Origin of the sequence: Nocardia arthritidis NBRC 100137 (assembly GCF_001612765.1) — a bacterium.
Lineage (GTDB): Bacteria > Actinomycetota > Actinomycetes > Mycobacteriales > Mycobacteriaceae > Nocardia > Nocardia arthritidis.
This window is the reverse complement of the sequence record NZ_BDBB01000021.1, coordinates 107,332-127,743: the sequence shown is the minus strand read 5'-3', so window position 1 is coordinate 127,743 and position 20,412 is coordinate 107,332. Positions and strand designations below refer to the sequence as shown.

General features: G+C 69.2%; 24 protein-coding genes. 17 read left to right on the top strand and 7 right to left on the bottom strand.

Going from position 1 to position 20,412, the window contains the following annotated elements; translation table 11 throughout:
* Positions 1 to 6 precede the first annotated feature (6 nt).
* The 9 genes from aosR (at position 7) to rdgB (ending at position 6,723) form a co-directional block, all read left to right on the top strand.
* Positions 7 to 576 (top strand): oxidative stress transcriptional regulator AosR, encoded by a 570-nt coding sequence (gene aosR / locus NA8_RS17540; RefSeq protein ID WP_062971711.1) that lies wholly within the window; start codon positions 7 to 9, stop codon positions 574 to 576.
* A gap of 61 nt (positions 577 to 637) precedes the next feature.
* Positions 638 to 1,702, top strand: coding sequence for a P1 family peptidase (locus tag NA8_RS17535; protein ID WP_063051457.1), 1,065 nt, complete (start codon positions 638 to 640; stop codon positions 1,700 to 1,702).
* 109 nt (positions 1,703 to 1,811) lie between these two features.
* Positions 1,812 to 2,231, top strand: a complete 420-nt coding sequence (locus NA8_RS17530; RefSeq protein WP_062971793.1) for a M67 family metallopeptidase — start codon at positions 1,812 to 1,814, stop codon at positions 2,229 to 2,231.
* A gap of 33 nt (positions 2,232 to 2,264) precedes the next feature.
* A complete protein-coding gene (locus NA8_RS17525) occupies positions 2,265 to 2,537 on the top strand; it encodes a MoaD/ThiS family protein (RefSeq protein WP_063051456.1) in 273 nt (90 codons plus the stop codon).
* Positions 2,538 to 2,545: 8 nt separating this feature from the next.
* Positions 2,546 to 3,508 (top strand): cysteine synthase, encoded by a 963-nt coding sequence (locus NA8_RS17520; RefSeq protein WP_063051455.1) that lies wholly within the window; start codon positions 2,546 to 2,548, stop codon positions 3,506 to 3,508.
* A gap of 58 nt (positions 3,509 to 3,566) precedes the next feature.
* Entirely contained in the window at positions 3,567 to 4,289 is a 723-nt protein-coding gene (locus tag NA8_RS17515) for a rhomboid family intramembrane serine protease (protein ID WP_084466890.1), read from the top strand.
* 69 nt (positions 4,290 to 4,358) lie between these two features.
* The gene (locus NA8_RS17510; RefSeq protein WP_063051454.1) at positions 4,359 to 5,123 is read left to right on the top strand and encodes a cyclic nucleotide-degrading phosphodiesterase; all 765 of its coding nucleotides are present in this window, start codon (positions 4,359 to 4,361) and stop codon (positions 5,121 to 5,123) included.
* Between the two features lie 218 nt (positions 5,124 to 5,341).
* On the top strand, positions 5,342 to 6,112 hold the full coding sequence (gene rph, locus NA8_RS17505) for a ribonuclease PH (RefSeq protein ID WP_063051491.1): 771 nt from the start codon (positions 5,342 to 5,344) through the stop codon (positions 6,110 to 6,112).
* Positions 6,112 to 6,723 carry an RdgB/HAM1 family non-canonical purine NTP pyrophosphatase gene (gene rdgB / locus NA8_RS17500; RefSeq protein ID WP_063051453.1) on the top strand — a complete coding sequence of 204 codons (612 nt, stop codon included), beginning with the start codon at positions 6,112 to 6,114 and terminating at the stop codon, positions 6,721 to 6,723. The genes rph and rdgB overlap by 1 nt, the downstream gene beginning before the upstream one ends.
* Before the next feature lie 21 nt (positions 6,724 to 6,744).
* Here rdgB and NA8_RS17495 read toward each other — a convergent pair whose 3' ends face one another.
* The 4 genes from NA8_RS17495 to NA8_RS17480 all read right to left on the bottom strand — a co-directional run bounded on the left by NA8_RS17495 (position 6,745) and on the right by NA8_RS17480 (position 10,174).
* Positions 6,745 to 7,110 carry a DUF3817 domain-containing protein gene (locus NA8_RS17495; protein ID WP_063051452.1) on the bottom strand — a complete coding sequence of 122 codons (366 nt, stop codon included), beginning with the start codon at positions 7,108 to 7,110 and terminating at the stop codon, positions 6,745 to 6,747.
* Positions 7,107 to 7,574, bottom strand: coding sequence for a hypothetical protein (locus NA8_RS17490; RefSeq protein WP_063051451.1), 468 nt, complete (start codon positions 7,572 to 7,574; stop codon positions 7,107 to 7,109). Before NA8_RS17490 ends, NA8_RS17495 begins: the two co-directional genes overlap by 4 nt.
* 248 nt (positions 7,575 to 7,822) lie before the next feature.
* The gene (locus tag NA8_RS17485) at positions 7,823 to 8,698 is read right to left on the bottom strand and encodes an oxidoreductase (RefSeq protein ID WP_062971698.1); all 876 of its coding nucleotides are present in this window, start codon (positions 8,696 to 8,698) and stop codon (positions 7,823 to 7,825) included.
* A gap of 114 nt (positions 8,699 to 8,812) precedes the next feature.
* On the bottom strand, positions 8,813 to 10,174 hold the full coding sequence (locus NA8_RS17480) for a lipase family protein (protein ID WP_084466889.1): 1,362 nt from the start codon (positions 10,172 to 10,174) through the stop codon (positions 8,813 to 8,815).
* A gap of 212 nt (positions 10,175 to 10,386) precedes the next feature.
* On the opposite strand from NA8_RS17480, the gene NA8_RS17475 reads away from it, so the two are divergent.
* The 4 genes from NA8_RS17475 (at position 10,387) to NA8_RS17460 (ending at position 13,709) form a co-directional block, all read left to right on the top strand.
* Positions 10,387 to 11,049 carry a TetR/AcrR family transcriptional regulator gene (locus NA8_RS17475; RefSeq protein ID WP_063051449.1) on the top strand — a complete coding sequence of 221 codons (663 nt, stop codon included), beginning with the start codon at positions 10,387 to 10,389 and terminating at the stop codon, positions 11,047 to 11,049.
* Between the two features lie 331 nt (positions 11,050 to 11,380).
* On the top strand, positions 11,381 to 11,620 hold the full coding sequence (locus NA8_RS35175) for a hypothetical protein (protein ID WP_063051448.1): 240 nt from the start codon (positions 11,381 to 11,383) through the stop codon (positions 11,618 to 11,620).
* Positions 11,621 to 11,682: 62 nt separating this feature from the next.
* Entirely contained in the window at positions 11,683 to 12,327 is a 645-nt protein-coding gene (locus tag NA8_RS17465; RefSeq protein WP_063051447.1) for a PadR family transcriptional regulator, read from the top strand.
* 179 nt (positions 12,328 to 12,506) lie between these two features.
* A complete protein-coding gene (locus NA8_RS17460) occupies positions 12,507 to 13,709 on the top strand; it encodes an FAD-dependent oxidoreductase (RefSeq protein ID WP_063051446.1) in 1,203 nt (400 codons plus the stop codon).
* Positions 13,710 to 13,878: 169 nt separating this feature from the next.
* On the opposite strand, the gene NA8_RS17455 is transcribed toward NA8_RS17460, so the two are convergent.
* Positions 13,879 to 14,670: a helix-turn-helix domain-containing protein gene (locus NA8_RS17455; RefSeq protein ID WP_063051445.1), complete on the bottom strand. Its 792-nt coding sequence runs from the start codon at positions 14,668 to 14,670 to the stop codon at positions 13,879 to 13,881.
* An 86-nt stretch (positions 14,671 to 14,756) separates the two neighbouring features.
* On the opposite strand from NA8_RS17455, the gene NA8_RS17450 reads away from it, so the two are divergent.
* Both NA8_RS17450 and NA8_RS17445 read left to right on the top strand, forming a co-directional pair.
* On the top strand, positions 14,757 to 15,200 hold the full coding sequence (locus NA8_RS17450) for a hypothetical protein (protein ID WP_063051444.1): 444 nt from the start codon (positions 14,757 to 14,759) through the stop codon (positions 15,198 to 15,200).
* Positions 15,197 to 16,216 (top strand): zinc-dependent alcohol dehydrogenase family protein, encoded by a 1,020-nt coding sequence (locus NA8_RS17445; RefSeq protein ID WP_245663886.1) that lies wholly within the window; start codon positions 15,197 to 15,199, stop codon positions 16,214 to 16,216. The genes NA8_RS17450 and NA8_RS17445 overlap by 4 nt, the downstream gene beginning before the upstream one ends.
* A 1-nt stretch (position 16,217) precedes the next feature.
* On the opposite strand, the gene NA8_RS17440 is transcribed toward NA8_RS17445, so the two are convergent.
* The gene (locus NA8_RS17440; protein ID WP_040865213.1) at positions 16,218 to 16,940 is read right to left on the bottom strand and encodes an HNH endonuclease family protein; all 723 of its coding nucleotides are present in this window, start codon (positions 16,938 to 16,940) and stop codon (positions 16,218 to 16,220) included.
* Between the two features lie 686 nt (positions 16,941 to 17,626).
* Between NA8_RS17440 and NA8_RS17435 the strand changes: the two genes are divergently transcribed.
* Positions 17,627 to 18,499: a haloalkane dehalogenase gene (locus NA8_RS17435; protein WP_063051443.1), complete on the top strand. Its 873-nt coding sequence runs from the start codon at positions 17,627 to 17,629 to the stop codon at positions 18,497 to 18,499.
* 64 nt (positions 18,500 to 18,563) lie between these two features.
* A complete protein-coding gene (locus NA8_RS17430; RefSeq protein ID WP_063051442.1) occupies positions 18,564 to 19,424 on the top strand; it encodes an RNA polymerase sigma factor in 861 nt (286 codons plus the stop codon).
* 33 nt (positions 19,425 to 19,457) lie between these two features.
* Here the strand turns inward: NA8_RS17430 and mmuM are convergent, their stop codons facing one another.
* Positions 19,458 to 20,378, bottom strand: a complete 921-nt coding sequence (mmuM, locus tag NA8_RS17425; RefSeq protein ID WP_063051489.1) for a homocysteine S-methyltransferase — start codon at positions 20,376 to 20,378, stop codon at positions 19,458 to 19,460.
* Positions 20,379 to 20,412 lie beyond the last annotated feature (34 nt).

The window sequence follows — 20,412 nt, the reverse complement described above, 5'->3', positions numbered from 1 at the left end:
GACGCCGTGCGCAAGTGGAGCAGGAAGAACTCGCTGAGCGGTCTCAAACTGCGATCCGAGATGGACGCACGTGAGGCCGATGTGCTTCGGTCGCTGGTCGGTGCGGTCTCCGGGCTGCTGAACGAGCGCGCCGAGTCCGCGCCCGACGACGACTTGGCCGCCCTCACCGGACTGCGATCCGGCAACACCATCCCGCCGGAGGATCCGCGGCTGCGCAGACTCCTCCCCGACTTCCATCGCAGCGAGCCCGGCTCGCCGGACGCCGAACGCGCCGACCTCAACAGCGCCCTGCGCGGATTGCACGAGCCCGACATCATCGACGCCAAACTGGCGGCCGGGTCGGTCGTGCTGGACACCGTGCCGAGCGCGGGCGGCAAGATCGTCCTCACCCCCGAGCAGGCCGACGCGTGGTTGACCGCGCTCACCGACGTCCGGCTGGCGCTCGGCACGGTGCTGGACATCGACGCCGACACGCCCGACCATCTCGACCCCGACGATCCGCGCGCGCCGCATCTGGACGTGTACCACTGGCTGACCTGGATGCAGGACTCGCTGCTGCAAGCGCTGGCTCCCTGACCGGCTGTGCTGCGAAGATCGGCGCGAGGCGACCGGAAGTCCCGCGCCGTGAGGAGTAGAGATGGTGAACGCCGCACCGGGAGAACGTAATTCGATCACCGACGTGCCCGGAGTTCTGGTCGGGCACTACCACGTCCTCGACCCGGACGCGACGCTCGGCTCCGGTGCGGCGACGGGCTGCACGGTCGTGCGGGTGCCGGGCGGCGCGGTGGCGTCGGTCGACGTGCGCGGCGGCGGGCCGGGCACCCGCGAGACCGATCTGCTCGATCCGATGAACACCGTTCGCCAGATCGACGCGATCCTGCTCACCGGCGGCAGCGCTTTCGGCCTCGCCGCGGCCGACGGGGTGATGCGCTGGCTGGAGGAGAACGGCGCGGGCATCGTGATGGACCCGACCGACCCGAGCCGGGTGGTGCCGATCGTCCCCGGCGCGGTGATCTTCGATCTTCCGGTCGGCGCGTGGGACATTCGTCCGACCCCAGAATTCGGCTATCGGGCGGCGGCTGCGGCGGGCATCGACTTCGCCCGGGGTTCGGTCGGCGCGGGCGTCGGGGCGCGCGCGGGATCGATCAAAGGCGGGGTGGGCTCCGCGAGCGTCGCGCTGGGCGAAGGCGCCGCCGCGGGAATCACCGTCGCCGCGCTGATCGTGGCGAATCCCGTCGGCTCGGTGTTCGACCCACGTACCGGCTTGCCGTGGGGGTGCGGCACCGACGGACCCGACTTCTTCGAGCTGCGGCCACCGAGCGCGGAACAGTTGGCGGCGGCGAACGCGCTGCCGGTGAAGGGAACCGTGCTCAACACCACGATCGGCGTCGTGGCCACGGACGCCCCGCTCGATCCAGCGGGATGCAAGCGGGTCGCGGCCACCGCGCACGACGGGCTGGCCAGGGCGATCCGTCCGGCGCACTCGCCGCTGGACGGCGACACCCTCTTCGCGATCGCCACCGGGACCGCGGAGGAGGGCACGGACCTGCCGCTGCCGCCGGCCTTCCCCGCTGATCTGCTCGTCCTGGACGAGATCTGCACGGCCGCCGCCGTCTGCGTCGAGCGCGCCGTCGTCGATGCGATCCGCTCGGCGCGTTCGGTGGCGGGCATCCCGGCCTACCGTGATCTGTTAGGGGTCTGAACAGGCGATGCCTCGAACCGGGGACCGGCGACGTCGCCGGGGGAATACCCGAATATCCTGGCTCGTTGTCGACTGCGATGGGTCGGCGTGGTGGAAAGGTGTGCGACTCGTGCTGGTGATCAGGGCCGACCTCGTGGAGGCGATGGTGGCGCACGCGCGCGCCGATCACCCGGACGAGGCCTGCGGTGTCATCGCGGGGCCGGAGGGTTCGGATCGTCCCGAGCGCTTCATCGCCATGGTCAACGCCGAGCGTTCGCCCACGTTCTACCGCTTCGACTCCGGCGAGCAGTTGAAGGTGTGGCGCGCGATGGACGACGCCGACGAGACGCCGGTGGTCATCTACCACTCGCACACCGCCACCGAGGCCTATCCGAGCCGGACCGACGTGTCCTACGCCTCCGAGCCGTTCGCGCACTACGTGCTGATCTCCACCCGCGACCCCGAGCGGCACGAGCTGCGCAGCTACCGGATCGTCGACGGCGAGGTCACCGAGGAGCCGGTGCGGATCGTCGACGCGTACGAGAACTAGACCGATGCCTGTTCGCGAAACCGAGGAGTACCCATGCCGGTAACCGTGTCCATTCCGACCATCATGCGCGGCCTCACCGGAGGTGAGAAGCGCGTGCAGGCCGAAGGCGCCACGCTGTCGGCGCTCATCGATGATCTCGAGGCCAACCACCCCGGCCTCGCCGAGCGCCTGCTCAAGGACGGCAAGCTCAACCGCTACGTCAACATCTACGTCGACGACGAGGACGTGCGCTTCGCGGGCGGGCTCGCGGCGGAGGTGCCGCAGGACGCCAGCGTCACGATCCTGCCCGCCGTGGCCGGAGGCTGACCCGTCCCGTGGCGCGTTACGAATCGCTGATCGCGACCCTCGGCAACACACCGCTGGTCGGCCTGCGCACACTGTCTCCCCGATGGGATGGTGACAACCATGTGCGACTGTGGGCCAAGCTGGAGGATCGCAACCCCACCGGCTCGATCAAGGATCGGCCCGCCCTGCGGATGATCGAGCAGGCCGAGGCGGACGGTCTGCTGCGACCCGGGTGCACGATTCTCGAGCCCACCAGCGGCAACACCGGCATTTCGCTGGCCATGGCCGCGAAGCTCAAGGGCTACCAGCTGATCTGTGTGATGCCGGAGAACACCTCGGTGGAGCGGCGCCAGCTGCTCACCATGTTCGGGGCGCGGATCATCGATTCCCCCGCGGCGGGCGGCTCCAACCAGGCCGTGGCACTGGCCAAGCAGATCGCGGCGGAGAACCCGGACTGGGTGATGCTCTACCAGTACGGCAATCCGGCCAACGCGTTGGCGCACTACGAGACGACCGGCCCGGAGATCCTGGCCGACCTGCCCGAGATCACCCACTTCGTCGCGGGTCTCGGCACCACGGGCACGCTGATGGGGACCGGCCGCTTCCTGCGGGAAAGGGTGCCGGGCATCGAGATCGTGGCCGCCGAGCCGCGTTACGGCGAACTGGTCTACGGTCTGCGCAACATCGATGAGGGATTCATTCCGGAGTTGTACGACGAGAGCGTGCTGACCACCCGTTTCTCGGTCGGCCCGTACGACGCGGTGAAACGCACCCGCGAACTGGTGCTCGAAGAAGGCATCTTCGCCGGAATCTCCACCGGCGCCATCCTGCACGCGGCGCTCGGCGTCGCCCGTAAGGCGGCGAAGGCGGGTGCCCGCGCCGACATCGCCTTCGTGGTCGCCGACGGCGGGTGGAAGTACCTGTCGACCGGGGCGTACGACGGCACGCTCGAAGAGGCGGAAGAGCGGCTCGACGGGCAGCTCTGGGCCTGATTCCCCCGGTACCCTCGATGTGGCGGGGCCACGTCCCCGCTACGGCGAGGAGGTGGCCATGGCCGGCGCAGGACTCGGGGCGTCGTTCGACCCGGATCGGATCGCGGCGATCCGCGCGCGACTGGGTGAGCCCGTCGGTGCGCCGGGGCCGTCCGCGCCGCCGAACGGCGGCATCGGCGCGATCAAACAGTTGTGGCTGCGGGCCGGTGTGCTGATCGCCGGATTCGTGGGGGTTCTCTACGGGATCGAGGGCGTCGACACCGCCCTCGGTGGGCGGCTCGACTCCGCGGGTATCGAGCCGCGCCGTGCCGACGGGCTGACCGGCGTCCTGTTCGCCCCGTTGCTGCACCATGGCTGGCCGCACCTGATCGGCAACACGCTTCCGGTGCTGGTGCTCGGCTTCCTCGTGTTGCTCGCGGGCCTCGGGCGCGGGCTGGCCGCCACCGCGATCATCTGGCTGTCGGCCGGGTTCGGCGTCTGGCTCACCGGAGCCTCCGGCAGTGTGCATCTCGGCGCGTCCTCGCTGGTATTCGGCTGGTTGACCTTCCTCATCTCGCGCGGCTGGTTCGCCCGCAATGTAGGGCAGATCGTGCTCGGTCTCGTTGTGCTGGTCCTCTACGGGTCGCTGCTGTGGGGCGTGCTGCCCGGACAGCCCGGAATCTCTTGGCAGGGGCATCTATTCGGCGCGTTGAGTGGATTGCTGGCCGGCTGGGTACTCTCTGGAGATGCACGACGAAGCCGCCGCGGAGCCCGAGCCGGAATCGGCGCGCCGCCGCGGTGAGCGCGTGGCCCGCCGGAGAATGTGGGGGATCCTTTCTTGAGTGAGAATTCCGCGTGGCAGCATGGGGGAATGCGCCTTACCGTCCTCGGGTGCTCGGGCAGTGTGTCCGGCCCGGACTCTCCTGCGTCGGGTTACCTGCTGACCGGCCCGGACATGCCGCCGACGGTCATCGATTTCGGTCCGGGAGTGCTCGGCGCGTTGCAGCGCCACGCCGATCCCGGTGAGGTCGACATCTTCCTGACCCATCTGCACGCCGACCACTGCCTGGACCTGCCCGGTTTGCTGGTGTGGCGTCGTTACCATCCCACCCCGCCGGAGGGGAAGGCGATCGTGCGCGGTCCGTCGGACACCTCGGTACGCATCGGCAACGCCTCCGCCGAGGTCGGCGGCGAATGCGATGATTGGTCCGATGTGATCGACATGCGGCCCTGGGTTGAAGGCGAGCCGATCTCGTTCGGGCCTGGCCACACCGTGACCGCGCGCCGCATGTACCACCCTCCGGAGTCCTACGGCCTGCGGATCGTCACCGCGAGCGGACGCACCTTCGTCTACACCGGCGACACCGCACTGTGCCCCCAGGTCCACGAACTCGCGCAGGGCGCCGACGTTCTGATGGCGGAGGCCTCCTGGACCCACGACCCGGCGAATCGGCCCCCCGGCATTCACCTTTCGGGCACCGAGGCAGGCCAGATCGCCGCCGAGGCAGGCGTAAAGGAACTCCTGCTCACCCACATTCCCCCGTGGACCTCCCGCGAGGACGTAATCGCCGAGGCGAAAGCCCAGTTCACCGGCCCCGTACACGCGGTCGCCCCCGGCGAAACCTTCGATATCTGACCGAACCCGAGTCAGGCGGGGCAGACCAGCAGGTCTCCTCGACGCACATAGCTGCCGCCGAAGGCCGTAGATCCGCTCGGCTATGCGGATGATAAGCCCGCATCGGAGTGTGCCCGTAGCAGTCCCGAAACCATCCACGAACACAACAAGCAGCCACAAAGGGGCCGCGAACACGCCGCGACGAAGTCGCGGCAAATTGAACACAGTAGGCTGTGGCCGTGTCGAGACGAGCCGATGGCAGGGCGGACGATGAGCTCCGCGAGGTCCGGATCACCCGTGGTTTCACCACGCACCCAGCTGGTTCGGTGCTGGTGGAGTTCGGGCAGACGCGGGTGATGTGCACCGCGAGCGTCACCGAGGGGGTGCCGCCGTGGCGACGCGACTCCGGATTGGGCTGGCTCACCGCCGAATACGCGATGCTGCCCGCCGCGACGCACACCCGCAGTGGGCGGGAATCGGTGAAGGGCAGGGTCGGCGGACGGACCCAGGAGATCAGCCGCTTGATCGGCCGGTCGCTGCGCGCCTGCATCGACCTGGCCGCGATCGGCGAGAACACCATCGCGATCGACTGCGATGTGCTCCAGGCCGACGGCGGTACCAGGACGGCCGCCATCACCGGCGCCTATGTGGCGCTGTCGGATGCCGTGACCTACCTCGGCGCGGCGGGCGCGCTGGCCGACCCGCAGCCGATCTCGTGCGCGATCGCCGCGGTGAGCGTCGGCGTGGTGGACGGCCGGGTGCGCCTGGATCTGCCGTACGAGGAGGATTCGCGCGCCGAGGTGGACATGAACGTCGTGGCCACCGACACCGGAACGCTGGTGGAGATCCAAGGCACCGGCGAGGGCGCCACTTTTCCCCGCTCGACGCTGGACAAGCTGCTGGACGCCGCGCTGGCGGGCTGCGAGCAGTTGTTCGTCGTGCAGAAGGAGGCGCTGGCGCTGCCGTATCCCGGCGTGCTGCCGGAGCCCGCCGAGGCGAAGAAGAAGTGATGACCCGCCGTCTGCTGGTGGCCAGCCGCAACGCAAAGAAGCTGAACGAACTGCGCCGCATCCTCGATGAGGCGGGTATCGCCGGCATCGAGATCCTCGGATTGGACGACGTTCCCCCGTACGACGAGGCGCCCGAGACCGGCGCGACATTCGAGGAGAACGCGCTGGCCAAGGCCCGCGACGGCGCCGCTGCCACCGGGTTGGCCTGCGTCGCCGACGATTCGGGCATCGAGGTGGACGCGTTGAACGGGATGCCGGGTGTGCTGTCGGCGCGCTGGTCCGGCACGCACGGTGACGACGCGGCCAACAACGCGCTGTTGCTGGCGCAACTGTCGGACGTGCCGGAGGAGCGTCGCGGCGGCCGGTTCGTGTCGACCTGCGCGCTGGTGGTGCCCGGCGGCGCGGAGACTGTGGTGCGCGGCGAATGGCCCGGCTCGATCGGGCGCAAGCCGGTCGGCGACGGCGGTTTCGGCTATGACCCACTGTTCATCCCGACGGGCGGCGATGTCACGGCCGCTCAGTTGACGCCCGCCCAAAAGGACGCGGTGTCGCATCGCGGGCGGGCGCTGGCTCAGTTGACGCCCGCCTTGGCGGCGCTCGCCGAAGGCTGACGCGAGCGGCGATCCGTCGGTTCAGACGCCGAAGTTCTGCTTGACCTGCTTGGCGTTGACGTGCTCGACGAAGAACGACAGCAGCGGGATGGTGCCTGCGAGCAGGGTGCCGACGGTGCGCAGGACCGGCCAGCGGACCTTGACCGCGAGGTCGGCGGTGACCAGCAGGTAGACGAAGTACACCCAGCCGTGCACGACGGCGATCCAACTGGGGGTGTGCACGTCGAAGCCGTACTTGGCGATCATCTCACCGGTGAGCAGCAGCAGCCAGAGACCGGTGATCCAGGCCAGCGCCCGGTAGCGCAGCAGCGCCGGACGGACCTTGGCGGTGTTGTCGGCCGGGGCCGGGGCGGTGGTGGTCTCGGTGGAATTCTCGCTGGTGGTCAACCGGCGCTCCTCTCGCGGGTGTGCAGGCCTGCCGCGCGGACCTGTTCATCGATGTCGTGGGCGTGCAGCGCGGCGAGGTACCGGTTGTACTCGGCGAGCACCGGGTCCTCGTCCCGGACGGCCTTCGGGCGCTCGGGTAGCAGACCGGCCGGCAGCTCCGTGGGCGCGACCGGTTTCGCGGCGCGTCCTGCTGCGGTGGAAGCGCGCTGCGGCGGACTCGTGGACTCGTCCTTCTCCGCGCCGGCCTCGCGCTCGAGCCGGACGAACCGGAAGTAGGCGAAGACGGCGAACCCCGCGAACAGGGGCCACTGCAGCGCGTATCCGAGATTCTGGGCGGTGCCGCTCGCGGACTCGTACCGCTCCCACTGCCACCAGGCCAGCGCCAGGCAGCCCAGCGCGGCGACGATCACCAGCGCGATCAGGGCCGGGCGGTTGTGTGCCGAGCGGCGGGGAGAGGCGGACACGGCTTCTACGGTACCCGTTCTACTACGCGGGCCGTAGACCCAGGTGCGCCGTCCTGCGCAGGCTGGGACGTGCTCTGGTCCAACGCTGGGGCGGCTGTCGGCCGGGTGCGGGGACCGCTCACCCGAGCGGGCGGCTCTTGGGCATGCACGGGCGCTCACCGATGATCCGTCGCGAGCGAGCGGTCCGCCGGTGCCCCCGGGATGAGCCGCCCGCCTCGCGCGTCACAGGTGCCCGGACCGGGCCCGGCTCAGAACGGGTAGATGACGCCGGTCTTGCGCTCGGACTCGGCCCACAGCCGCTGCCACAGCTCCCGGTTCTGCGACAAACGGGTGGACGAGGAGGGGCGCACCGGTCCCTGGCTACCGAAGAGCCGGGTCGGTCCCCAGTAGATCTCGGGATCGGCGTCGGGCATGGTCGCGGCGAACAGAGTCGAGTGCGCGGCCTTGGCGGGTGAGTGCCCGATCAAGCGGATGAACGGCTTCGAGACGTAATCGAGCGGCGTCTCGGTGTGGGCGAAGAGGTCGGTGGCCGAGACACCGGGGTGCACACCGTAGGAGCGCTTGTCCGAGCCGGATTCCCGCAGCCTGCGCTGCAATTCGCGGGCGAACATCAGATTGCAGAGCTTGGACTGCGCGTAGGCGAGATTGCGCTGGTAGCGACGGTTCTCGTAGTCGAGGTCGTCGATCCACAGCTTCGGGGTCTGCTTGTGCGCGATGCTGGAGAGGGTGACCACCCGATCCTTGATCCGGTCCAGCAGCAGGCCGGTGAGCGCGAAGTGTCCGAGGTGGTTGACGCCCCACTGGGTTTCGAACCCGTCCTTGGTTCGCGAGAACGGGATGTTCATCAGGCCCGCGTTGTTGACCAGGACGTCGAACTCGCCACCGGCGTCGGCGAACTTGCGCACCGAGGCCAGATCGGCGAGGTCGAGTTCGGCCACGCGGACGTCGCCGTCGATGCCGCCGGCGACCTCTTTCGCCTTGACCGCGTTGCGGCAGGCCATGATCACGGTCGCGCCCTTGGCCGCCAAGACCTTCGTGGCGACGGCGCCGAGACCGCCGTTCGCGCCGGTGATGACAAAGGTGCGTCCCGTCTGGTCCGGGATCTCAGTTGGTTTCCACGCCATGGGTCAACCTTACTTTGGAGTAAGTTCCGGGGGAAGGGTTTCCGATCGATCGTCTCAGACGCAGGTGCTCATGTCGCGGAACGCAGCCGCGACACGAGCTCTCACCCGGTTCGTTCAGCGGCCACTGCCGATGGGCTGCTGGAAGGCGGCCGCGAGGACGGTGCCCACCGTATCGCCCCACACCTGCCAGGTGGCGGGATCCAGCGTCATCGAGCCCACATCGGTGATCGTGACCCCCTCGGCCACCGGCGCACCCGCAAACCGGTCCTTCAGCCACAGCAGCGCGCGCGGCGCGGCGATCGGGTCGAGGGTGAGGTGCTCACTGAAATGGTCGCGGATGTACTCGACCCGTGCGCCCGGGTCCCGGGCGTAGGTTCCGACCAGCTCGTTGACGGGCCCGACCGGGATCAGCCAGTCGGCGTTGGCTTGGTACATCAGCATCGGCATGTCCGGGACGGCTCGGCCCAGCTTCGTCTCGTTCAACACTTCGGCGACGGCGGGGTCGGTGAACGGGTTCTTCGCCAGCATCCCCAGGTTGTCCGCGAACGGGAACAGCGCGGCCTGGTAGCTCGCGCAGAGTTGGTCCTTGCCCGCGATCATGAGTCTGCCCAGGCCGTTCGCGTTGTCGTCGAGGAATTTCCGCAGCTGCGGATACTCGCGCGAGACGCCGAGCGCGCCCGCGAAGATCAGCCCCGAGGAGAGATTGCCGTTGGCCATCCGCAGTGCGGCCGACAGGTCGGCGGGGATGCCGCCCTCGGCGACGCCCACCACGTTCAGCTCGGGCGCGTAGCCGCGCTTCAGCTCGGCGGCCCAGCCTGTGGCGATCGCGCCGCCGGAGTAGCCCATCATCCCGACCCTGGTTCGGGTCCCGGACAGTTGCATCGGCGCGAAGTTCTCCGCGGCGCGGATGCCGTCGAGAGTGATGCGGCCCGCCAAAGGCCCTGCGGCGTACGCCGAGTCCGGTCCCTGATGATCCGGGATCACCGCGGCCCAGCCTTGGGCCAGCGCCGCCTGCACCTCGAGGAACTGCGCGGCCACCAGGGTGGATCCGGTCAAGGTCGCGGGGATGGAACCCATCTGGAGCTGATACGACGGCATGCAGTAGTTGCCGGTCGAGTCCTCGGCGATCTGATAGGACAACAGCGGCCGGTCGGCGACGTAGCCGCGCGGCTTGATCACCGTGGCCACGGCGGGGATGGCCTCGCCGCGGGAGTTGGTGGAGCGGTAGGACAGTTGCCAGGCGTCCACGTTCAGCGGGATCAGCGACAGGTTGGCCAGATTGACCTGGCGCGCGGCGATGATCCGACCGGGAGCCAGATCGGCGTAGGTCTCCACGGGCGGCCGATAGAACCCCGGGTCGAAACCCGGGGGCAGCGGCGGAACCGGAAACGGCAGCGCGGGCTGGATCACCTGGTCGTCGGGCGGCGGCTCCGCGGCCGCGGGCCCGGCCGTCAGGAAGGGTAGCCCCACGGCCATCGCGGCGAGCGCCGCGAGCAGCTTCGGTGCGTGCTTGGGGGAAAGGACCACGCGAGAACCTCTTCGTTCGGTGAGCCACATATGTGAGCCCCATCGGTTTCAGACTGTGCACGAGTATGCGATGTCATGTCGCGGATCACAAGAACGGATATCTCCGGCCCCGGTGGGAAAGCGCGGTTCGCGGTCGCCGCGATTTCGCTACGGTGTGAGATGTGACGGCGACAGTGGGCAGGCAATACGGCGGGCGTGCCGTCGTGGAGCGGAAAGCCGAGCGGCGTCAGCGGTTCCTCGACGCGGCCACCCGGATCTTCGCCGAGCGCGGCTACGCGGATTGCTCGCTGGCCGATGTGTGCGCCGCGGCGGGCTTGTCCAAGCGGCAGTTCTACGAGGAGTTCCAGGCCAGAGAGGACGTGCTGGTCGCCGCCTACGACCGGATCCAGGACGAGGCCGCCGCCGCCGTGCTGGGGCGGCTCGCGGACCTCGACCCCCGCTTCGACCTGCCCGCCGCCATGACCGCCGTGGTGACGGCATACCTCGCCTCGATCGGCTCCGATCCCTACCGCGCGAAGGTCGCGTTCATCGAAGTGGTCGGGGTGAGCGACCGGATGGAGCGGCACCGTCGCGAACGACGACACGTGTGGGCGTCCATGCTGGAGTCGCACGTGGTGCCGGTGGTCGCTCCGGGTTCGCGCGTGCGTGGCGCGCCGGGGTGGGGTGCGAGCGCATTGATCGGCGCGATCAACGGGCTCGCGCACGAGTGGGTGCTCGCCGACCCGCGTCCGACGGTGGCCGAACTCGTCGATCTGCTGGTCCCGATCGCGATGTCGCTGATCGAGCGGGCGGACGAGACGGCGTCCGAGGACCTGCCCGGCTGATTCGCTGCCGTGTCGCCGGATTTCCATCGAAGCGGCGAAGTCCCATCCCTGGCATCGGGCCGGCCATGCAGGTGCTCACCATCGTCGTGCAGAACACCGTGCCCTACGCGCGGCTGGGCACGGCGACCTCCGGCGTCACATTCTTCCGCACGCTCGGCAGCGCCTTCGGTACAGCGATCTTCGGCACGCTCTACGGCAACGAGATCTGCCCCAACCTCACCGCCGCGCCGGCCCGCGTGGGTGTGGTGGCGGCGGACCCGCAGTCGCTGCGCGCGCTGCCCGCCGAACATCGGCGCCCATCATCGACGCGTACGCGGACTCCATCGACCACGTGTTCTTCTGGGTGGTGCCGGTCGCGCTGGCCGGATTCGTCATCGCGTGGTTCTTGCCCGAGGTGCCGCTGCGGCACAGCGCGCGGGCGGGCGCGGGCGATGTCGGCGAGGGGATGGCCCGCGCATCCTCGCCGACGCGGACAGCGACCTCACGCGCGCTGCTGGACCAGGCGCTGACGAACATCGCCACGAAGTTGCTCGAAGAGAAGGCGCGGGAGCAGCGGACGGTGGCCGCCTGAACCACTTGCGGCTTACTACTCGTAGACGTATATTCGTACACGAGTAATGAGGAGGTGCCGCGATGAAGAAACGCAAGGTCGACAACCTGCTGGCGCTCGCGGTGCTGTCCGTGATCATCGAACGCCCGATGCACCGGTACGAGATCGCGCAGACCCTGCGCGACCGGGGCAAAGACCACGACATGGCGATCAAGTGGGGTTCGCTCTACACGGTCGTGCAGAACATGGCCAAGGTCGGCTTCCTCGAGGTGGTCGGCAGTGAGCGGGCGGGCGCGCGACCGGAGCGGGTGATCTACCGGATCACCGACGCGGGCCGCGCCGAGATGGCCGATTGGACCAGGGAGCTGCTGTCGACTCCGGAACCGGAACATCACCGGTTCGTCGCGGGTCTGTCCATTCTCGCGGTGCTTCCGCCCGCCGAGGTGGTCGAACTGCTCGGTACCCGGCTCGAAGCGCTGGAACGGACCATCGGGACGGTTCGCCGCGAACTCGGCGAACTCGCGGGGGCGCTGCCGCGGCTGTTCATCATCGAGTCCGAGTTCGGGCTGGCGATGCTGGAAGCCGAGGCGGCGTGGACACGTTCGCTGCGTGACGAGCTGACCGAGGGCACCTTCCCGGGACTGGCGCAATGGCGTGAGTGGCACGAGCGCGGCGCGCTGCCGTCGGAGGTCGCCGAGCTGGTGGAGAGGGGGATGGCCGAGAACTAGCCGAAACCGGACCCGGCGTGGTGCGGCAACACCGCCGCCGGGCCCGATCGAACAGTCTCGAACCGCGCCCGCGAACGCGCACCCGGCTACAAGGCTGGCAACCACAGGATAACCGGGTGGGTGGCGCGTGGGTCGGTCCGGGAACCGAGACCCGTATCGCACGAATCCTGGAGACACCCATGTCCACAACACGTACCGCCCTGGTGATCGGTGGCGGCATCGCCGGCCCCGTCGTCGCGACGGCCCTGCGCAAGGCGGGCATCGAAGCCCGCGTCTACGAGGCATACCCGGGGCCTTCCTACGGCATCGGCAGCGGACTCGCGCTGGCGCCCAACGGCATCGCCGCCCTCGACATCGTCGGAGCGGGCGATCCGGTCCGCGAGATCGCGCTGCCGGTCACCAAGATGAACATGGCCGTCGGAGACAAGGTGCTGGCCCTGCCCGGCCTCTCCGATGTGCCGCCGCTGCAATTGGTCGACCGCAGCGAGTTGCATCGAGCGCTGCACCGGCACGCGACCGCGGCGGGGGTGCCGTTCGAGTACGACAAGCGCCTGGTCGACGTGCACGACGACGAATCCGGCATCACCGCCCGCTTCGCCGACGGCAGCACGGCCACCGCCGACGTGCTGATCGGCGCGGACGGCATCCGCTCGCGGGTGCGCACGCTGATCGACCCGGACGCGCCCGGCCCCGGCTACACCGGCATGCTCGGCTTCGGCGCGACCACCGAGTGCGACGCCGAGATCCCGGCCGACACCATGACCTTCGCGTTCGGCAAGCGGGCGTACTACCTGTACTGGCCGCTCGGCGACGGGCGGGTGGCCTGGGGTGCGAACCTCCCGCACAAGGAGTATCTGTCGCTCACCGCGGCGCGGGCGGTACCGAACGCGCACTGGTTGGAGATCCTGCGCGAGACCTACCGCGACGACAGCCCCGGCGGCGAACTCGCTCGCCGCACCACCGAGGACCAGCTGGAGGTGGTGGGTGCGCTGCACATCATGCCGCCGGTGCCGCACTGGCATCGCGGGCGAATGGTGCTGGTGGGCGATGCCGTGCACGCCCCGTCCAACAGTTCCGGCCAGGGCGCGTCGCTGGCGATCGAGAGCGGTGTGCAGCTGGCCAGGTGCCTGCGCGATCTGCCCGCTCCGGAGGCGTTCGCGGTCTACGAGCGGCTGCGGCGCGAGCGTGTGGAAGGCGTCGCGGCCCGCGCGGCGAAGATCAACCACAGCAAGACGCCGGGACCGGTGGGACGCAAGTTCATGCAGCTGCTCATGCCGCTGATGGCCAAGACCGTGATGAAACCGGAGAAGACCATGGGACCCGAACAGCGCTACCGGATCGATTGGGAAGCACCGGCCGAGCGCGAACTCGCGGCGGTGTGAGTCGACGGTGACGTCCCGCAGGGCCGACCTGCGGGACTGATCCTCGGGTGAGTGGCATCCGGCGGCGCGAATCGGAACCCGGCGAGCCGCTGGATCGACACAGTTCCTGGGCGCCGCCGGATGTCGAACCGGTCCAGCATCGGCTGGTTGTGGCGGGGCGGGAGCCCGATCAGCGTCGTGCCGCGCGGTCACGCAGAATTCGCGCGGTCTGCTCGTCGCCGGGCAGAAACGCCTCCAGTTGCAGCTCGGCGAGCGTGACGTCCACCGCGGTGGCGAACGAGGTGAGCGTGGTGATCAAACGCAATTCCCCTTCGGCGCAGCGCAGCCGCAATGGCACCGCGAAACCCAGATGCCCCGGCCCCGGCTCGGTGAGGGGCAGATAGGTCTCCAGCTCGTCGATCAGCTCGTCCAGGACGGGATCGGGGCTGCGGGCCATCCGGTTGCGCAGCGCTTCGGTGACGTGCCTTCCCCATTCGGGCAGGTTGACCACGCGGGCGGCCAAGCCGTCCGGATGCAGCGCGAGCCGCAGCACGTTGACCGGTGGTTCCAGCAGCCACGGCGCGGCGCCCTCGGTGAGCACGTCGAAGGCGGCGTTGGCGGCGAGCAGGATGCCGTAGGGCCGCACGACCAGCGCCGGGTAGGGCAGATGGCCGTCCAGAATGGCGCGTAACGCCTCCAGCACCGGCGCCAATTCCACGGTGTCGAGTTCCGATTCGGGGAAGATCGGCGCGTATCCCGCGGCCAGCAGCAGTCCGTTGCGTTCACGCAGCGACAGCTCCAGTGATTCGGCCAGCCGCACCACCATGGTCCGGCCGGGGCGCGAGCGGCCCTGCTCCAGGAAGCTCAGATGACGCTGCGTGGTGTCGGCGCGGATCGCGAGGTCGAGCTGGCTGACCCGGCGCAGCGTCCGCCAATGCATGAGCTGCCGGGCGAACCCGGTGGACTCGATCGCCGTCGTCATAGCAGCAGTATCGGCGGGCGGGCAGTCGGCTCGCCATACCCTGCGGGGAATCGCACCGACTTCCAGCGGCGGCAAAACTCTGCCGCATGAGCAACAGATTCGATGAGCAGGAACTTTCGCGATTCGCCGAACGGTACATCGCGTTGTGGAACGAGCCCGATGCCGAAGCCAGGCGCAAGCGGATCAGGCAGCTGTGGGCCGAGGACGGCGCCCAGGTCCTGGTGGATCCGCCGCAGGGTATGCGGGAAGCGTTGGCCGCGCTGTCCTTCCCGATCCCGACCGTGGAGATCCGCGGCTATGAAGCGCTGGACCGCCGCGTCGACCGCGCGTACGACGAGTTCGTCGCTCCCGGCGAGCACGTGTTCGTGCCCGAGGGACAGGCGGTGCGCCTCTCGGTGAACCTGATCGGCCTGACCTGGCAGTTGGTGACGAAGGCCGACGGCGCCGTCGTCGGCGGCGGATACGACGTCATCGCCCTCGACGCCGACGGCCGGATCCGGTGGGATCACCAGTACATCGGCGTCGCGTGAGGCAAGCCGTCGCCTACCGTCTCGACCCCTCCCGCGGCGCGGACGCGCTGACCGCCGCGCCGCAGGAGATGCCCGAGCCCGGCCCACGGCAGGTGGTGATCCGGGTGCGGGCGGCGTCGCTGAATCGTCGCGATCTGATGCTGATGGACGGTACGTACCCACTGCCCGCCACCCCTGGCGTCGTCCCGCTCAGCGACGGTGTCGGCGAGGTGATCGCGGTGGGTGACGACGTAACCCGCGCCGCGATGGGCGACCGGGTGACCGCCACCTATTTCGTCCGCTGGGTCGGCGGTCCGCAGCGTCGGTCGCACGTCGTCGAGCAGTACGGCGCCACCTATCCCGGCATGCTCGCCACTTATGCCCTGCTGGAGGAGGATTCGGTGGTGCACGTGCCCGGTCACCTCACGGACGCGGAAGCCGCGACGTTGACCTGCGCCGGGGTGGTGGCGTGGACCGCGCTGAGCACGCCGTTGCCGGTGCGGCCGGGCGAGACCGTATTGACCGTCGGCAGTGGGTCGGTGGCGCTTTTCGGCGTACAGCACGCGAAAATGCACGGCGCCCGGATCATCTCGATCACCTCGAACGATCGCAAAGCGGAGCGGTTACGCGCACTGGGAGCCGACGAGGTGATCGATCGCAGCCGGACCCCCGATTGGGAGCTCGCCGTGCTGGATCGCACCGGCGGCGACGGCGCGGATCACGTCCTCGACGCGGTGGGCATGCCGACACTGGCGAAATCCGTGCGGTCGGGCGCGTACAACGCGCGGATCACGATGATCGGCGCGATGCCCGCCACCGACCCGCCCGCGGACAATCCATTCGGGGCGTCGTATCTGTCGATTCGCCGCATCGCGGTGGGCAGCCGAACGGATTTCGAGGCTATGAACCGAGCGATCGCCGTCCATCGGATGCGTCCCGTCATCGACCGGGTGTTCGCGTTCGAGGAAGCCGAAGCGGCCTACCGGTATCTCCGCACCGGTGACCCGTTCGGAAAGGTGGTGATCGAGTTTCCCTAACTCAGGGGCAGGCGGTCAGGATCCGCACCATGGCGTCCTTCTCGGCCGGGGTGACCCAGAGCTGGTAGGCCGCCTTCACCTGGATCTGCCTGGTCAGGTAGGCACAGTGGTAGCCCTTGCTCGGCGGCAGCCATTCGGCCGCGTCGGAGTCGCTCTTGGACTGATTGGTCGGGCCGTCGACGGCCTGCAGGTTCAGCGGGTCGTTGGCGAGGTCGCGGCGGCGTTCGGCGGAAAGCTGCTGTGCGCCTTTCTGCCAGGCGTCCGAGAGCGCGACGACGTGATCGATCTGCACGTCGTCGGAGGACTTCGTGCCGCGCTTGAAGGCGATGGTCTTACCGGTGTAAGGGTCGGCGAGCGTTCCGGTGGCGACGATGCACTTGCCCGACTTGAAGGTCACGTCGGTCATGTCGCGCTGGAGGATGTCGTTGCGGGTGTCGCAGCCGTTGCCGCCGCCGGGCACCGAGACGTTGTCGGACCAGGGCGGCCCGAATTCGTCCCGGCTGTAGCCGGTTTTGGGCGCGCGCTCCGCCACGCGCAGGGAGTTCAGCAGAGCGAGTGCGTCGCGGCCGGGAATCGGGGCGGCGGCATCGGCGCACGCCCGGCCGCCCGAACCGCATCCCGCCGCCGTCGACTGGCTGGGGTGAACCGAGGAGCAGGAGATCAGTCCGATGGAAGTCGCCACCATGATGCCGATCAGAGCCAGCCGCCGCGTTGTGGACTTCATCGAACTTCCTAACGCCGAACCCACTTGAAACTGTAACCGGCGACAAGGTATCCAGTGGCGGGGTTCGCGTAACCCAACGGCGCGTATGAGATTCGGCACAGCAGGCCGTTAACGGGCGATGCGCCAGAGCGCTCGGACAGGAGAGTGGGCCCGCCCCCGAATCGCCGTGCCGGCGCCGATTCGGGGGCGGTCTATCACGAGGAGACCTGGGGAGCCGCGCGGTTGTGCGGATGGTTGTCCACTCCGAAAACCGCACTGGTACGACACCACGGGGCTGATGAGGGGGAGGTCCCGAGGTGTCGAGCCGCGCCTGCTCCGGACTCACTCGTGACGATCAGGGGTGATCGGGATCAGGGGGGTGACCAGGGAAGTCCCTACCGGGTAGGGCGCCAGCACGCATCCGCTCCATCTCGATCTCACTTGGTCCTACGTATCAAGACAGTAGATAGGCTGAGTGGCGATTGGCAAGTTCCTTCCGGAGGATCGAAAAATTTCTCAGCCGATCTTCAGTCTCGGCCACATATCTACTGCATGGGTACGGATGTGTGCATGAGATGACAGGGCGCTGCGCCGCCGTCCGTCTGACCGGTCGTGTGACGATGATCACTTCGCGTCCGGTCACAGACAAGCAAATCGTGTGTCGAAACGGGTGTGGGCAAGCAAGCCCGACCTGAAAGGACCGCATCATGCCGACCGTCGACGTTCTCGACTCCTTCATCAACTACCGCGACACCGGAGTGGGGGATACCCCGGTGGTATTCCTGCACGGCAATCCGACCTCGTCCTACCTGTGGCGCAACGTGATCCCGTACGTCGCCGATCGAACCAGAGCGCTGGCGCCGGACCTGATCGGGATGGGGGAATCCGGCAAGCCGGACAGCGGCTACCGCTTCACCGACCACGCCGCCTACCTGGACGCCTGGTTCGACGCGCTCGGCCTGGACCGGGTGGTGCTGGTCGGGCACGACTGGGGCGGCGCGCTGGGCATGGATTGGGCCGCGCGGCATCCGGGCCGGGTGCTCGGCATCGCGCTGATCGAGACCTTCTTGCGGCCGATGCGCTGGGACGAACTGCCTCCGCTGGGCGCCGAGCTGTTCGGCAAGTTCCGCTCCCCGGACGGCGAGCGGATGATTCTGGAGGAGAACACTTTCATCGAGTTCAACCTGCCGAAGGGCACCGCCGATCTCGCCGCCGAAGACCACGACGTGTACCGGGCGCCGTACCCCACGCCGGCCACGCGCAAGCCGCTGCTGGTGTGGCCGCGGGAGTTCCCGCTGGACGGGGAGCCCGCCGATGTGGTCGCGCTGGTGCGGAACTACGGCGAGTGGGCGGCCGCGACACCCGAGGTGCCGAAATTGCTGATGGCGCTGGAGAACGGCGTCGGATTGGGTGCGGCGGAGGCGATCGACTGGGCCGCGAGCACCTTCGCGAGCGCCGAAGTCGCGCCGATCGGCCCGGCAGGCCACCACGCGCCGGAGGACCGGCCGGACGAGATCGGCCGGGCGGTCGCGCAGTGGCTCGACCGGCACGGCCTGGTCGGTGCGGCCGCTCGCCCGTGACCTCGTGCCCGGTGTGACCGGGCCGTGCTTGCGCCGACCACGACGCAAGCCGAATGATGGCCGGATGAGCACGGAGCACGACCGGGTCGCGGCGGAGGAGAAGGCCATGGTCGCCCGCGCGGTCGCGGGCGACCGGGACGCCATCGCCCAGGTGGTGCGCCTGCTGCAGGACCCGATCTATCGGCTGGCCCTGCGCATGGTCTGGCGGCCCGTGGAGGCCGAGGACGCGACGCAGGAGATCATGGTGCGCGTCCTCGACCATCTGCACAGCTGGCGCGCCGAGGCGAAACTGCTCACCTGGGCCTATCGCATCGGCGTCAATCACCTGCTGAATCTGCGGCGGCAATCCCCGCAGGAGGCCGCGCAACTGAGCTTGGACTCTTTCCGGGACGGGCTGGCCGATGGATTGTCCGAGGCGGATCACCGTGGGCCGGAAGCGGTGCTGCTGACCGCCGAGGTGCGGCTGACCTGTAGCCAGGGCATGTTGCAATGCCTGGCCCGCGACGAACGGATCGCCTTCGTGCTCGGTGAGGTGTTCGAACTGAGTTCCGCCGAGGCCGCCTGGATCCTCGAGGTCACCCCGGCCGCCTATCGAAAGCGCTTGGAGCGAGCCAAGAAACGACTCGGGAACTTCCTGAACGCGACCTGCGGCCTGGTCGATCCCGCGGCGTTCTGCCGCTGCTCGCGCCGAGTGGACCGAGCGCTCGCCCTGGGCCGGGTCGACCCGCGCCGCCCGGTGTACGCGCGCCATCCGGTCAGCGCGGGCGGACGTACCGCGGCCGAGGCCGAACGGCAGATGATCCGGTTGCACGACGCGGCGTCGGTGCTGCGTGCTCATCCGGACTACGCCGTCCCGCAAGCGAAGATGGACGCGATCGCGGGGCTGCTCGGTTCCGGTCGTTTTCCCATGCTCGAGCAGACATGACCCGAACGTGGCTCGCGTCGCAGCCGAAAGCGCTCAGCCGGGCGCTCCGGGGCCGGATGAGTGGGTGGCAGTCCGGGTGGTGAAGGGAGACGTTCCTCGTAGTTCTCTTGCGAGATGGGCGATGTGGGCGGGGCCGACACGGCAGCATCCGCCGATGATCCGCGCGCCCCGCGCATACCACTCGCGGGCTTGCCCCGGCGTGAACTGTGTGGGACCGGTCCAGCGATGGCGCGCCGCATCCCAGCCTTCACCGCTGTTGGGATAGGCGACCACGGGTTTGCCGGTGCGAGCGGCGAGGTCCACCGCGGCCGCGACATCGGCGGGGGAGCAACAGTTCACGCCGATCGCGACGATCGAGGCCGAGTCCGCGGCCATCGCGAAGGCGTCGGCGAGCGGTTGACCGGCACGCGTGCGGGCGCCGTCGATGGTGTAGCTGAGCCATGCGGGCACCCGGAGTTCGTTCACCAAGTCCACCAGTGCCTCGGCCTCATCGATATCGGGGACGGTCTCCACGGCCAGCAGGTCGGCGCCCGCCTCGGCGAGCACCTCCATGCGCGGCCGATGCCATGCTCGCAGTTCGGCCACGGTGCGACCGTAGCGGCCACGATATTCCGATCCGTCGGCGCGCGCGGCGCCGTACGGGCCGACCGAGGCGGCGACCCAGCGGCGCCGTCCATCGCCGGCGCAGGCATCGCGCGCCGCACTGGCCAGCGCCACGCCGCGCTGCCACAGCCGCACCGATTCCGTCCTGGTCAGCCCGCGCGCGGCGAAACCCTCGAAGGAAGCCTGATAGGTCGCGGTGGTCGCGATGTCGGCGCCCGCATGGAAGTAGGCGGCGTGCACGGCCTCGATCGCGGCGGGCTCGTCCACGAGCAGGCGTGCCGACCACAACGCATCGGACAGGTCGTGGCCGCGCGTCTCCAGCTCGGTGGCCAATCCACCGTCCGAGATCAATACCCCCGCCGCGGGGTCGAACAGCACGGTTCCA

What these genes read in the sequence shown, in the direction of transcription:
- NA8_RS17465 (WP_063051447.1), top strand. Translation starts at nt 11,683, where the DNA reads ATGAAGAAACGCAAGGTCGACAACCTGCTGGCGCTCGCGGTGCTGTCC.
- NA8_RS17430 (WP_063051442.1), top strand. Translation starts at nt 18,564, where the DNA reads ATGAGCACGGAGCACGACCGGGTCGCGGCGGAGGAGAAGGCCATGGTC.
- NA8_RS17480 (WP_084466889.1), bottom strand. Translation starts at nt 10,174, where the DNA reads ATGGCCGTGGGGCTACCCTTCCTGACGGCCGGGCCCGCGGCCGCGGAG.
- NA8_RS17515 (WP_084466890.1), top strand. Translation starts at nt 3,567, where the DNA reads ATGGCCGGCGCAGGACTCGGGGCGTCGTTCGACCCGGATCGGATCGCG.
- NA8_RS17435 (WP_063051443.1), top strand. Translation starts at nt 17,627, where the DNA reads ATGCCGACCGTCGACGTTCTCGACTCCTTCATCAACTACCGCGACACC.
- NA8_RS17485 (WP_062971698.1), bottom strand. Translation starts at nt 8,698, where the DNA reads ATGGCGTGGAAACCAACTGAGATCCCGGACCAGACGGGACGCACCTTT.
- rdgB (WP_063051453.1), top strand. Translation starts at nt 6,112, where the DNA reads ATGACCCGCCGTCTGCTGGTGGCCAGCCGCAACGCAAAGAAGCTGAAC.
- NA8_RS17460 (WP_063051446.1), top strand. Translation starts at nt 12,507, where the DNA reads ATGTCCACAACACGTACCGCCCTGGTGATCGGTGGCGGCATCGCCGGC.
- NA8_RS17455 (WP_063051445.1), bottom strand. Translation starts at nt 14,670, where the DNA reads ATGACGACGGCGATCGAGTCCACCGGGTTCGCCCGGCAGCTCATGCAT.
- NA8_RS17525 (WP_063051456.1), top strand. Translation starts at nt 2,265, where the DNA reads ATGCCGGTAACCGTGTCCATTCCGACCATCATGCGCGGCCTCACCGGA.
- NA8_RS17535 (WP_063051457.1), top strand. Translation starts at nt 638, where the DNA reads ATGGTGAACGCCGCACCGGGAGAACGTAATTCGATCACCGACGTGCCC.
- NA8_RS17450 (WP_063051444.1), top strand. Translation starts at nt 14,757, where the DNA reads ATGAGCAACAGATTCGATGAGCAGGAACTTTCGCGATTCGCCGAACGG.
- NA8_RS17440 (WP_040865213.1), bottom strand. Translation starts at nt 16,940, where the DNA reads ATGAAGTCCACAACGCGGCGGCTGGCTCTGATCGGCATCATGGTGGCG.
- NA8_RS17510 (WP_063051454.1), top strand. Translation starts at nt 4,359, where the DNA reads ATGCGCCTTACCGTCCTCGGGTGCTCGGGCAGTGTGTCCGGCCCGGAC.